This window comes from Microbacterium sp. ZXT2-5, assembly GCF_055329545.1.
Genome location: NZ_JBUZWD010000001.1, coordinates 484,821 through 497,654, shown reverse-complemented (window position 1 = coordinate 497,654; position 12,834 = coordinate 484,821). Strand labels below are relative to the sequence as shown.

The 12,834-nt window shown below is 71.1% G+C and carries 12 protein-coding genes; 4 read left to right on the top strand and 8 right to left on the bottom strand.

The window, feature by feature from the left end:
- Positions 1 to 18: 18 nt before the first annotated feature.
- The 3 genes from ACZBH1_RS02240 to ACZBH1_RS02230 are packed head-to-tail and all read right to left on the bottom strand — an operon-like array spanning position 19 to position 1,590.
- A complete protein-coding gene (locus tag ACZBH1_RS02240; RefSeq protein WP_463645352.1) occupies positions 19 to 687 on the bottom strand; it encodes a DUF4166 domain-containing protein in 669 nt (222 codons plus the stop codon).
- Complete coding sequence (locus ACZBH1_RS02235; RefSeq protein ID WP_463645351.1) at positions 684 to 1,310, bottom strand: SRPBCC family protein; 627 nt, start codon at positions 1,308 to 1,310, stop codon at positions 684 to 686. Before ACZBH1_RS02235 ends, ACZBH1_RS02240 begins: the two co-directional genes overlap by 4 nt.
- A gap of 49 nt (positions 1,311 to 1,359) precedes the next feature.
- Complete coding sequence (locus tag ACZBH1_RS02230) at positions 1,360 to 1,590, bottom strand: YkvA family protein (protein ID WP_336398283.1); 231 nt, start codon at positions 1,588 to 1,590, stop codon at positions 1,360 to 1,362.
- Positions 1,591 to 1,694: 104 nt separating this feature from the next.
- Here ACZBH1_RS02230 and ACZBH1_RS02225 point away from each other — a divergent pair, with 104 nt between their 5' ends.
- Positions 1,695 to 2,036, top strand: a complete 342-nt coding sequence (locus ACZBH1_RS02225) for a DUF2834 domain-containing protein (protein ID WP_336398284.1) — start codon at positions 1,695 to 1,697, stop codon at positions 2,034 to 2,036.
- A gap of 31 nt (positions 2,037 to 2,067) precedes the next feature.
- Here ACZBH1_RS02225 and ACZBH1_RS02220 read toward each other — a convergent pair whose 3' ends face one another.
- The 5 genes from ACZBH1_RS02220 to ACZBH1_RS02200 form a co-directional block, all read right to left on the bottom strand.
- Entirely contained in the window at positions 2,068 to 2,934 is an 867-nt protein-coding gene (locus ACZBH1_RS02220; protein ID WP_463645350.1) for an AraC family transcriptional regulator, read from the bottom strand.
- Between the two features lie 220 nt (positions 2,935 to 3,154).
- Complete coding sequence (locus ACZBH1_RS02215) at positions 3,155 to 4,528, bottom strand: sensor domain-containing protein (RefSeq protein ID WP_463645349.1); 1,374 nt, start codon at positions 4,526 to 4,528, stop codon at positions 3,155 to 3,157.
- Complete coding sequence (locus ACZBH1_RS02210; protein WP_463645348.1) at positions 4,525 to 5,322, bottom strand: alpha/beta fold hydrolase; 798 nt, start codon at positions 5,320 to 5,322, stop codon at positions 4,525 to 4,527. The genes ACZBH1_RS02215 and ACZBH1_RS02210 overlap by 4 nt, the downstream gene beginning before the upstream one ends.
- Positions 5,323 to 5,418: 96 nt before the next feature.
- Positions 5,419 to 8,139 (bottom strand): cation-translocating P-type ATPase, encoded by a 2,721-nt coding sequence (locus ACZBH1_RS02205; protein WP_463645347.1) that lies wholly within the window; start codon positions 8,137 to 8,139, stop codon positions 5,419 to 5,421.
- 61 nt (positions 8,140 to 8,200) lie between these two features.
- The gene (locus ACZBH1_RS02200; protein ID WP_463645346.1) at positions 8,201 to 8,887 is read right to left on the bottom strand and encodes a TetR family transcriptional regulator; all 687 of its coding nucleotides are present in this window, start codon (positions 8,885 to 8,887) and stop codon (positions 8,201 to 8,203) included.
- Positions 8,888 to 9,012: 125 nt separating this feature from the next.
- Here ACZBH1_RS02200 and ACZBH1_RS02195 point away from each other — a divergent pair, with 125 nt between their 5' ends.
- From ACZBH1_RS02195 to sucD, 3 genes are all read left to right on the top strand, one after another.
- A complete protein-coding gene (locus tag ACZBH1_RS02195) occupies positions 9,013 to 10,596 on the top strand; it encodes an FAD-dependent oxidoreductase (RefSeq protein WP_463645345.1) in 1,584 nt (527 codons plus the stop codon).
- A gap of 84 nt (positions 10,597 to 10,680) precedes the next feature.
- A complete protein-coding gene (gene sucC / locus ACZBH1_RS02190; protein WP_336398291.1) occupies positions 10,681 to 11,847 on the top strand; it encodes an ADP-forming succinate--CoA ligase subunit beta in 1,167 nt (388 codons plus the stop codon).
- 45 nt (positions 11,848 to 11,892) lie between these two features.
- Positions 11,893 to 12,795, top strand: coding sequence for a succinate--CoA ligase subunit alpha (gene sucD / locus ACZBH1_RS02185; protein ID WP_463645344.1), 903 nt, complete (start codon positions 11,893 to 11,895; stop codon positions 12,793 to 12,795).
- The last annotated feature ends 39 nt before the right edge of the window (positions 12,796 to 12,834 follow it).

The window sequence follows — 12,834 nt, the reverse complement described above, 5'->3', positions numbered from 1 at the left end:
CCGCCGTCGTCGGCGGCGTCAGGTGCGCGCTTCGTGGCGGCGCGGCTTGAGCCGTGCGGGGGCGTCGTGCGCCGGCATCCACTCGCACCGGAACGAGCCGCGGTACCCGAAGAGGAAGCCGAAACGGCGGTTGTGCACCTCCAGGTCCACGTGGAAGAGCCCGTCGGCGTCGTCGAAGTACTCGTGCAGGCGCGCGCGGCCGCTGAAGAGCATCGGGAAGCGGAAGGCGACAGGTCCCTCGTAGAACCGCTGCGCGTCGGAGGTGAGCACGAGCCCGCCGCGGTCGTCGACGCGCAGATCGAGATCGACCGCGAGGTGCTGGTGGGTGCCCAGGTAGTCCACGATCCTGTCGCCGTCGAGGATCATGGTGGCGTCGAACCGCCGATGATGCCGCCCGATCGTGTACTCGCGGACGAAGGTGACCGTCTCGCGCCCCAGCGGGTCGCGGTACGGGAAGTTCTCGATCGTGAACGGCACGTCGGTGCCGGAGTCGGGGACGAGGATGTTCCGAAGCCGGCCGATCTGCAGGAACGGCACCGTCCACCACGGGCCGCGACGGACCGAGGTCATGACACCGCGGCCGACGCAGGCCTCACCGGACTGCAGGCCGACGCCGAACCGGCGCTGCATCATCGGGTGCAGGCGCTCGAACTCGGCGCCGAGCGCCTCGTGGAAGATCGACGTCATCGCACGCGCTCCGGATCGGGAAGCGCCGCGAGGGATGCCGGAGCCGCGGCGAGGTGGTCCGCCCGGCGCGAACCGCCCGCGGGTGCCCGGCGGCAGCGGGCGGCGCGCGGCCGGTCGCTGCGCCACCACCACAGCACGCTCCACAGCGGCCAGCGCTCGGGCGGAGTCCCGGTCTCGAGCCAGATCCGCAGCCGGTCGAAGCTCCATGCCGTCGCCCAGCCCAGGACCGGGCGGACGACGGCATCCAGCACGCCCCATCCGGGCGTGTAGTCGTAGCCGGTGATGAACACCGTGCCGCCGGGGCCGGGCACGTACCGCCAGTAGCCGCGGCCGGCACTGATGGGCGACATCCGGTCGCTCGTGTGGAACCGCAGCGCAGACGTGCGGGCGCCGCCGGCGCCGTGCCGCTCGCCGATGCTCACGCCGGTGCCGTGCACGGTGTGGAAGGGCACGCGGCGCTCGTACGTGAACGCGGTGGCGCCGCCCTCGGCCGTGCCGGTCGGCGTGATGCGCGTGAAGCGCACGTCCCACCGCACGTGTTCGGCGGGGTCCTGCGTCGCGTTCCAGACGGCGTCGGGAGGGGCGGCGATCGACGTCTCCACGTAGATGCCGCTGCGACTCACACCACGACGTTACGACACGCGCATGCGCGGACGGCGCGGCGCACCGGCGCTACCGCGTGGTGAGACCGGCCCGCCAGCGGCGCTGCTCGCGGGCGAAGAGCACGGCGAAGACCGCCCACACGCCGACGTCGTCGGCGAAGCCCAGCGGGCCCAGCACGAGCTCGGGGATGAGGTCGATCGGGACGACCGTGTAGACGACGGCGGCGACGGCCGCGACCCATGTCGTCGGCGCGACACGGTGCTCGCGGCGCGTGATCGCCTTGAGGAACCTGAACCACATGCCATCCAGTGTGCGCCACGCCGGGGGGAGGAGGGCGCGGTTCGCACAACGAACTGGTCACGGCCGCGCGGGCGGTAGCATCCGGGGAAACGACCGGAGGCGTCATGAAGGCCAGCTGGACCCCGCTCGCGATCGTCTACCTCGTGCTGGCGATCATCGGCCTCGTCGGGACGTTCTTCTTCAATGCGTGGACCGTCGTCGCCGGTCGGGACTTCCTCGGCGACGTGTTCGGAGGGGGCCCGGCTGTCTCCTCGATCGGCGTCGACCTGCTCGTGGTCGCCGTCGCCGGCGCCGTGTTCATCGTCGTCGAAGCGAGGCGGCTGGGGATGAAGCGCGCGTGGCTCTACATCGTCCTGTCGCTGGTCACCGCCTTCGCGTTCACCTTCCCGCTGTTCCTCGCGATGCGAGAGCGCAGGCTGCGGTCACCCGCGGCGGACCGGTCATGATCGCACTTCCGGTCCGCCGCGGCGTGCGCGGCTAATCGCGCTCGACGGGCAGCCACAGCTCGCAGGTCGCGGTGCTGAAGTCGTCCGCGCGATCCAGCACGGCGACGATCGATGGTCCGGGCCGCAGTCGCCATGGGTTCGACGGGAACCAGTCGGTCGCCGTCGCGGCCCACGCCGCCTGCAGCGCCGACGGGTACGGGCCCTCGCTGCGGAAGACCGCCCAGGTGCCCGCCGGCACCTCGATCGCGTCGAGGTCGTCGGGAGCCGGGGTGTCGTGGCCGACCGCGACGCCGTGCAGGTAGGTCAGCTCGCTGCCCTCGGCGTAGTCGGGGTCGACGTCGGCGCTCACCTGGAGCAGTCCGTGCGGCTCCATGTCGCTCAGCTCCTTCAGCCGGGCGTGCTCGGCGGCCGGGAGCCCGGCGATGTGAGCCTGGATGTGCGGATTGACGCCGTCGTGGATGAGCGGGACGCGGGTCGCGTGCCCGATCAGGCGGAAGGCGGGTCGGTCGGCGATACGGGTGTCCATGGGGGAGCTCCCTTCTACGGTCAGGCGGAACCTGAGCTGCGGTTGTGTGCGAAGGGGGCCGCCGTCGCGACGCACGTCGCCGGGGCTCGCGCCGTGCACCGCCCGGAACGCCCGGCCGAACGCCTCGGTCGAGCCGTAGCCGTAGCGGACCGCGACGCCGAGCAGGTCGCCGCCGCCGAGAACCTCGGCCGCGGCGACGGTCATGCGCCGCCGCCGGATGTACTCCGACAGGGGCATGCCCGCCAGCGACGAGAACATGCGCCGCACGTGGTACTCCGTCGTGCCCAGGCCCGCGGCCAGGGCGCCGAGGTCGATGTCGCCCTCGAGGTTGTCGTCGACGTACTCCACGACGCGGTTCAGGATCGCGATCACGGTTCCTCCTTCGACATCCAGCCTTCCGGTCGACGCGCGCCCGCACCCGATCATCCCGGTCCGATCCGATCGGGTCACCCCTGGTCTCGTTCGACATACACCACGTTTCGTTCGACACACCACGATGGGGCGTGGCGTCTCGTCGCGGATACGGTGTTCACCCGCTCCGGCTGTCGGCATGCACCACGTTGCCCGCGAGACACCACGGGCGGAGCGGGGGTCAGTCGACGGCGGCGAGGGTGAGGCGGTTCTTGCCGGCGCGCTTGGAGCTGTACATCGCGGCATCCGCTCTCACCAGCAGCTGCTGCGCGTCGGGACGCTCGTCGATCCCGGGCAGGTACAGGGAGATGCCGAGGCTCACGGACGCCGAGACCACGCCGCCCGCGACGGTGATGGGCGCGCGGGTGACGGAGAGGATCCGCTCGGCGATCGCCTCGGCCGCCAGCGCGTCGGCCCCCGGGCAGATCGCGACGAACTCGTCGCCGCCGATGCGCCCGACCAGGTCACCGGTGCGCACGGATGCCGTCAGCCGGGTGGCGATCTCGAGCAGCACCATGTCGCCGGACGCGTGGCCGAAGGCGTCGTTGATGCTCTTGAAGTCGTCGACGTCCAGGAAGAGGACGGCGAGCGGCTCCCCCGAGGCGATGGACGCCTCGATCTCGTCATCCAGGCTCAGCTGCAGCAGCTGGCGGTTGGCGACGCCGGTGAGCTGGTCGTGGAGGGCCAGGAACGCCAGGCGGCGCTGCAGCCGCACACGCGTGAGGGTCTGGGATGCCTGCCGCCCGAGCGCCTGCTGCAGCTCGAAGTACTGCGCGTCGAAGTCGGTGCGCCGTGCGAAGAAGCACGCGAGGTTGCCGAGCCGCCGGCCCTCGGCGAGCAGCGGGGTGACGGTGATCGACGACAGGCGCTCGGCGCGCATCGCCGTGGCGAGCTCGGGGTGCACGTCGTCGATGTCGTCGGCGTTGACGACGGTCACCTCGGGGGTGTTGCGCAGCGACGGGATGGGGGCGACCTTGCCCGCGAGCGGATTCGTGCCGCCCCTGAGCACGAGTTCGCCGTCGTCCTCCCGGAGGTAGACGGCGGCCTCGCGCGCGGCGAACGCATCGCGCGCGGCGGCGGCGAACGACTCGGCGACCTCGTCGTCGGTGGCGCTGACGTCGAAGCTGCTGGAGACGTCCTGCAGGACGCGCACCCGCTGCTCCGAGGTCTCGGCGGTCCGCCGTGCGGCCAGGAGCTCCCGCTCGTACTGCGCGCGTTCGGTGGCCTTGAAGATCGCCATGCGGACGAGGCCGGTTTCGTCGTCGCGCACCGCGTTGACCAGCGTCGGCAGCGGCGTCCCGTCGGCCGCGACGAGGGTCAGGGCGACCTCCTCCACCGCGCCCACGAGGTGCATCAGCGGGGTGTGGCGGGTCTCGTAGAAGATGCGGCTCCCCCCGTCGAGCAGCGACGCGAACGGCCGGCCCACGACGTCCTCCCGCGCGCGGGCGGTCCACGCCAGGAAGGTGTCGTTCGCCTCGACGACGTCCCCGCCCGGCGTGGTCGCGACCAGCCCGCACGGCGCGAGCTGGAACCAGCCTCGATCGTGCAGGCTCATGCGACGAACGCGAGGATCTGGTCTGCCACCTCGTCGGGCGCGGAGAGGTTGGGCACGTGGCCGGTCGCGTTCAGCAGCGTGAAGCGGCTCTCCTTGATGGCGGCGTGCACATAGCGGCCGACCTCCTCGGGCGCGATGGCGTCGTCACGACATTGCAGCACCAGGGTCGGCACGGAGACGAGCGGAAGGTCGGCCCGGTTGTCGGAGAGGAACGTTACGCGCGCGAAGTGCCGGGCGATCGTCGGGTCGATGCTGCAGAAGCTGTCGGTGAGGCGCTCGCCGAGGGCGGGGCGATCGGGGTTGGCCACGATCGCCGGCGCGATGACCCGCGACCACCCGAGGTAGTTCGCGTCGAGGGCGTCCATCATCGCGTCGATGTCGCTGCGCCGGAAGCCGCCTCGATAGCCGTCTTCGTCGGTGTACCGCGGCGAGGGGGAGACGAGCACGAGCGCCTTGAAGCGGGACGGATCGCGGTTGGCGGCCAGCACGCCGATCATCGCGCTCACCGAGTGGCCGACGAAGACGACGTCCGTCGCGTCGAGCGCCTCCAGGATCTCGAGCACGTCCGTCGCGTACCCGTCGAGCGAGTCGTACTTGCTGGGGACGTACGCGGACGAGTCCGAGCCGCCTGCGCCGACGTGGTCGAACAGGACGACGCGGTGGCCGGCCTCGAACCGGGGTGCGACCAGGTTCCACGCTTCCTGGCTGCAGCCGAAGCCGTGGGCGAACATCACCATCGGGCGACCGGGTTCGCCCGTGACCCTCACATTGTTTCGGCGCAGCGCGTCGGTCATGGCGTTCCTATCCTCGGCGCAGGGGGACGCCTCAAGTGATCGTATGCGACGGCGCCGACGCCGGCGCCCACGGGCCCGCGCCGCCGCCCGTGCCCGTCATGCGACCGCCGCCCGGCGGCGGAGGCGGCTGCGCCGGATCCACTTCTCCAGCTCGATCAGCACGGGCACCAGCAGCGCCAGCCCGAGTGCCGTGAGCCACTCGTCGCCCGACAGGCTCGTCGTTCCGATGAGCCGCTGCATGAAGCCGACCTCGACGGCCGCCACCGTGAGCACGAGCGGGATGGAGAGCCACTTCACCGCGATGAGGATGGGCGGCGCGAGGCCGGACTCGGGATCGCGGCGCATCACCAGGCCGCCGAAGATCGAGCCGAGGGCGCACACGACGAATGCCATGGTCACGGGCACGTTCGGCTGGGTGGAGCTGAGCTGGTCGGGGTAGATCAGCAGCGGGATCAGCGTCGTGAGGAAGATGAGGCCGCCGTAGATGAACCACAGCGTCACCGCCGCGGGATTGGCGATGGTCTTCTTCGGGTCGCGCGGCGGCTTGAGCATGATGCCCTCGGGAGCCGGGTCGAGGAGGATCACGATGACGGGGAAGATCGCCACGAAGAAGTTCAGGAACAGCACCATGATGGGCGTCAGCGGCACGCCGTCGTTGATGCCGAAGATGCTCGCCACGAGGAACAGCAGCACGAGCGAGAACAGCTGCGACATCTGGAACCGGACGTAGCTGACGATCTTCTCGTAGATCGAGCGCCCGAGGCGGACGGCCGTGACGAGGGTCCCGAAGTTGTCGTCGACGAGGATCATCTTCCCCGCCTGCTTGGTCACGTCGCTTCCCGACCCCATGGCGACGCCGATGTCGGCCTGCTTGAGCGCGGCGGCGTCGTTCACGGCGTCGCCGGTCATCGCGACGACGGCGCCCTGCTCCTGCATGAGGCGGGCCAGGCGCAGCTTGTCCTCGGGCGTGACCCGGCCGAACATGTGGAGTCGGGGGAGGGCGGCCTGGAGCTCGTCGTCGCTCATCGCCTGGATCTCGGCGCCGCTGGCGGCGCCCTCGCCGAGACCGAGCTTGGAGCCGATCGCGGCGGCCGTGATCGCGTGGTCGCCGGTGATCATGCGCACCTCGATGCCCGCCTCCCGGGCGATCCGCACCGCCTCCTTCGACGACGGGCGCAGCGGGTCGATGATCCCGACCAGCCCGACGAAGATGAGGTCGGACACGGCCGCCATCGGATCCTCCGCCACCGCCGCGTCCGGCGCGTAGCGTCGGAACGCGAAGGCCAGCACGCGCAGCCCCTGCTCGGAGAGCGAGCGGTTGGCTTCCAGGATCTGCTCGCGGCGGTCGGCGATCGGCACGACGCCGTCCATGGTCGCCACCGCGCTGCAGCGGTCCAGCACGACGTCGGGGCCGCCCTTGACGTAGCCGACGAGCGTCTCGGTGCCCTCCACCGGGATGCGGTGGAAGGTCGCCATGAACTTGTACGCCGAGTCGAACGGCACCTCGGCCACCCGCGGGAACTTCGCGCGCGTGAGCTCCGCCTCGGCGCCCAGCTTCGCCGCCAGCACCACCAGGGCGGCCTCGGTCGGGTCGCCGATGACCGCGCCGTCGTCCGACACGGTGGCGTCGCTGCAGAGCGTGAGCCCGAGGGCGAGCTGGGTGAACTGCGGCACGGGGAGTCCGGCGGCGTGGCGGACCTCGCCGGTCTTCTCGTAGCCGGAGCCCGCCACCGTGAACCACTCGCCGCGGTAGTACAGCGACTCCACCGTCATCTCGTTCATGGTGAGCGTGCCGGTCTTGTCGGAGTTGATGGCGCTCGTCGCGCCGAGCGTCTCGACGTCGGTGAGGTTCTTGACCACCGCCTTGTGCTCCGCGAGCTGGCGGGACCCGTACGAGAGCATCGCCTGCACGAACGACGGCATGCCCGTCGGGATCGCCGAGATCGCCATCGAGATGCCGAGCAGGATCACCGAGGCGATCTCCTGCCCGCGCAGCAGGCCCGTCACGATGATGACGGCGACGGCCCCCCACGCGATCCAGCCGAGCACGCCGGTGAGCGAGTCGAGCTCACGCTGCAGGGGCGACTTGGCGGGCTTGACGGACGAGAGCATCGACGCGATGCGACCCATCTGCGTCTGCATGCCGGTGTCGGTGACGACGATCGCCGCCGTGCCGCGGGTGACCTGGGTGTTCTGGAAGACCATGTCGGTGCGGTCGCCCAGCGTGGTCTCAGGATCGGCGAGGGTCGAGGCATCCTTCGCGATCGGCGCGCTCTCGCCGGTGAGCGCCGCCTCTTGCGTCTCGAGCGTCGCCGACCGGAGGATCCGCCCGTCGGCGGGGACCAGGTCGCCCGCCTCGAGGTTCACGATGTCGCCGGGGACGAGGGTCGTCGCGTCCAGCTGGACCAGCGTGCCGTCGCGGACGACCTTCGCCTGCGGGATCTGCATCTTCGACAGCGCGTCGACGGATGCCTTCGCCTTCATCTCCTGCCGCGTGCCGAGCACGATGTTGAGCACGACGAGGGCACCGACGAGGATGCCGACGCTCACCTGGTTGATGAAGAGGCTGATGATCGCGACGGCCACCAGCATGATGTTCATGGGATCGGCCAGCTGCTGCAGCGCCACCTGCCATGTCGACGGGGGCTTCTCGGCCGCGATCGAGTTGGGGCCGTGCTCCGCCAGCCGCTGCGCGGCGTCGGCGGAGGTCAGTCCGCGCTCGCGGTCGCTGCGCAGGGCGGCGACGACGGCGTCGGGATCCTGGGCGAACCAGGGGGCGGGCGTTGCCGTGTCTTGCGAGGCGTCCACGGTGCTCATGGCTTGAACATACAGCGGGGGATCCCCCGCGGAACAGGAAAATTCCTCTTCGCCGGGCGGGTCAGGCGTCGAGCTGCTCGCGGAGTCTGCGGGTGAGCTCCGCGGTCGGCGTGCCCCGGCGGAACACCGCGACGACCACGTCGTCGGCGGCCGCGTCCGACTCGCCCTCCGGAAGGACGCCGAACCGGCGGCGCGCGTCGTCGAGCGCCCCGCGCAGCACCGAGACCGGGACCTTCTTCGGCCCGCGGATCAGGCGCCGGAGCACGTGGTTGTGCACCGCGGTGACGAGTGCGGCGAATCCCACGGCGTCGAGGGGGTCGAGCCCCGGCAGCGACGCGCGCAGGTACTCGTCGAAGAGCCGCTCGTAGCGGAAGACGGTCACGATCTCGCGGTCCCGCAGCGCCGGCACGCCGCGCACCACCGCGTAGCGGCGGCGGGCGAGCTCGGGGTCGGCGGCGAAGTGGGAGTAGACGAGGACGGATGCCTCGCACACCGCGGCCCACGGGTCGCGGTGCGCCTGCCCCAGGAATTCCCGCAGGCGGTCGAGCAGCACCTCGTGGTCGGTGAACACCACGTCGTCCTTGCCGCCGAACTGCCGGAAGAAGGTCGATCGCGACACCCCGGCCGCCTGGGCGATCTGCTCCACGGAGGTCTGGTCGAAGCCCTGCTCGTCGAAGAGCTCCAGCGCGGCGGCCACCACGGCCGCGCGCGAAGCGGCCTGAGCGGCGGAGGCGGCGGTGTCGGACATCTCGGGGAGAGCCTAGTCCGTGCGTTCCGCGCCCGCCGCGACGCTCCGCCGCGCGCCGAGGACGCACGGACCCGCCGCTGTCAACGGGGCTCGACGCGGCGTCGATCGTGCACTTCACTTGCTCCATGACGCCGATCTGGAAGCGGGGGGCGCCACGGGTCGCCGGAACCCCCTTCGAACCGGGACGACACCGCGACGTGGTGGTCGTCGGCGCGGGGCTGACGGGCCTGGCGACCGCCCTGATGCTGGTGCGCCAGGGGCGCGAGGTCGCCGTGATCGAGGCGGGCGAGGTCGGGGAGCTCGCGTCCGGTGCGAATACCGGCAAGCTCACCGTGCTGCAGGGGTCGGTGCTGTCCGCGCTGCGCCGCCACCATTCCGCGCGCCTGGCCCGCGCCTACGTCGACGCCAACCTCGACGGCGCCCGATGGCTGACCGCGACCGCCGACGAGCTCGGCGTGCCGTACTCCCGCCGCGCCGCCTACTCGTACGCCCAGACGCCCGAGGGCGTGCACCGGGTGGACGCGGAGCTCGAGGCGGCACTCGACGCCGGACTGCCGGCGCGACGCGTCGAGCCGGACCAGCTCGCGCAGTCGCCGTTCCCGATCCTCGGCGCGGTGGCACTGGACTCCCAGGTGGCGATCGACCCGTACCGGCTCCTCGTCGCGCTCGCCGAGGCCTTCGTCCGCGAGGGCGGGACGCTGCACACCGGCGTGCGCGTCACATGCGCGCACGTCGTCCCGCGCGCGGCCGTCGACACGACCGCCGGCTACGCCGAGGCCGATCACGTCGTGCTCGCGACCGCCACGCCCATCGTCGATCGCGGACTGTACTTCGCCAAGGTGCGCGGGCTTCGCTCCTCGTGCGTGGCGTTCGCGACGGACGGGCCGCTTCCGGAGGGGCTGTACGTCACGGTCGACGGCGAGACGAAGTCGGTCCGATCCATCACGGCCGAGGACGGGCCCGTCGACCAGGCGCAGCTCGTCGTCGGCGGCAACGGGTTCCCCACCGGACGCTCGTCCTCGCCGCGCACGCGGATCGACGCGCTCGTGACGTGGACCCAGCGCCACTTCCCCGGGGCGGAGCCGATCGCGGCGTGGTCCGCGCAGGACTACGAGTCGCACAACCTCGTGCCGTTCGTCGGGGCGATGCCCCGGTCCCTCGGACGCATCCGGTTCGCCACCGGCTACGCGAAGTGGGGCCTGTCCAACGCGCCCGCCGCCGCGCTGCGCCTGGCCGCCGAGATCGACCGGGTGCCCCGGCGAGATCGTCCGGACTGGATGAACGTCCTCTCGACGCGCTTCACCGTCCCGGCCGACCTCGCACGCGGCGGCGTGCAGAATCTGCGGGTCGGCTGGGAGGCGACATCCGGCTGGATCGGCGCCCAGAGCGTTCCCACGCCGGTGCGTCGCCCCGCCGAGGGGTGCGGCGTCGTCGCGAGCCGTGCAGGACAGCCTGTCGGCATCTCGACGGTCGACGGGCGCACCAGGGCGGTGAGCGCCGTCTGCACCCACATGGGCGGCGTCCTGCGGTGGAACGACGCAGAGTGCACGTGGGACTGTCCGCTGCACGCGTCCCGGTTCACCGCGGAAGGGCGCCGCCTGGAGGGCCCTGCGCTGCACGACCTGTCCGGACTGCCGCGGGTGCCGGGCGAGGAGGTCGAGGAACCGCCCGGCGCGTCGCTGCGGTCAGAACCGGACGACGACCGGTAGTAGGCTGGGGCACTGGTCGATATCTCGACATCAAGACGCTTTCCCCGCGTCATCCCGCCCGTTCGCCCCAGCGAAGGAATCACTGTGGATCTGTACGAGTACCAGGCACGAGACCTTTTCGAGAAGTACGAGGTGCCGGTGCTCCCGGGCATCGTCGCCGACACCCCCGAGGAGGCGAAGGCAGCGGCCGAGAAGCTCGGCGGCGGCGTCGTCGTCGTGAAGGCCCAGGTCAAGACGGGCGGCCGCGGGAAGGCGGGCGGCGTCAAGGTCGCCAAGAGCCCCGACGAGGCCTACGAGGCGGCCAAGGCCATCCTCGGCCTCGACATCAAGGGCCACGTCGTCAAGCGGGTCATGGTCGCCGCGGGCGCCCGCATCGCCGAGGAGTACTACTTCTCGGTGCTGCTGGACCGCGCCAACCGCTCCTACCTGTCGCTCGCCTCCGTCGAGGGCGGCATGGAGATCGAGCAGCTCGCGGTCGAGAAGCCCGAGGCGCTCGCCCGCATCGACGTCAACCCGGGCACGGGCATCGACAAGGCCAAGGCCGTCGAGATCGCCGAGGCCGCCGGCTTCGACGCGGGCCTCGTCGACAAGGTGAGCGACGTCTTCGTCAAGCTCTACAACGTCTACAAGGGCGAGGACGCCACCCTCGTCGAGGTCAACCCGCTCATCCTGTCGGAGGACGGCGAGGTCATCGCCCTCGACGGCAAGGTGACGCTCGACGACAACGCCGAGTTCCGTCACGCCGCGCACGCGCTCCTCGAGGACAAGGCCGCCGCCGACCCGCTGGAGGCCAAGGCCAAGGAGAACGACCTCAACTACGTCAAGCTCGACGGCGAGGTCGGCATCATCGGCAACGGCGCGGGCCTGGTCATGTCGACCCTCGACGTGGTCGCGTACGCCGGTGAGAACCACGGCGGGGTCAAGCCCGCCAACTTCCTCGACATCGGCGGCGGCGCCTCGGCCGAGGTCATGGCCGCGGGCCTGGACGTCATCCTCGGCGACCCCCAGGTCAAGTCGGTGTTCGTGAACGTCTTCGGCGGCATCACGGCGTGCGACGCCGTCGCCAAGGGCATCGTCGGTGCGCTCGCGGAGCTCGGCGCCACCGCGTCGAAGCCCCTCGTGGTGCGCCTGGACGGCAACCGCGTCGAGGAGGGCCGCAAGATCCTCCAGGATGCCAACCACCCGCTGGTGACCCTGGCCGCCACGATGGACGAGGGCGCCGACAAGGCCGCCGAGCTCGCCAACGCCTGACCGCCGCTTCGACAAGCTCAGCGACCCACATAAGGAACAACAGACATGTCGATCTTTCTTGACAAGGACTCCAAGGTCATCGTCCAGGGCATCACCGGCGGCGAGGGCACCAAGCACACCGCGCTCATGCTCAAGGCCGGCACCAACGTCGTCGGCGGCGTGAACGCGCGCAAGGCCGGCACCACGGTGCTGCACAAGGACAAGGACGGCGGCAGCGTCGAGCTGCCGGTGTTCGGCTCGGTGGCCGAGGCCATCGAGAAGACCGGTGCGGACGTCTCGATCGCGTTCGTCCCCGCCGCGTTCACGAAGGCCGCGATGATCGAGGCGATCGACGCCGAGATCCCGCTGCTGGTCGTCATCACCGAGGGCGTCCCCGTCGGCGACTCGGCCGAGGCGTGGGCGTACGCGTCGGCCAAGGGCAACAAGACCCGCATCATCGGCCCCAACTGCCCGGGCATCATCACGCCGGACGAGTCGCTCGTGGGCATCACGCCCGCCAACATCACCGGCAAGGGACCGATCGGCCTGGTCTCGAAGTCGGGCACGCTCACGTACCAGATGATGTTCGAGCTGCGCGACATCGGCTTCTCCACCGCCATCGGCATCGGCGGCGACCCGATCATCGGCACCACCCACATCGACGCGCTCGAGGCGTTCGAGGCCGACCCCGAGACCAAGGCGATCGTCATGATCGGCGAGATCGGCGGCGACGCCGAGGAGCGCGCGGCCGACTTCATCAAGGCCAACGTCACCAAGCCGGTCGTCGGCTACGTCGCCGGCTTCACCGCCCCCGAGGGCAAGACGATGGGCCACGCCGGCGCCATCGTGTCGGGTTCGGCCGGCACCGCGCAGGCGAAGAAGGAGGCCCTCGAGGCCGCCGGCGTCAAGGTCGGCAAGACGCCGTCCGAGACCGCCGAGCTCATGCGCGAGATCATCGAGTCGCTCTAAGGGGTACAGCTCGACAGGCGATGGCGGATGCCGCGACCC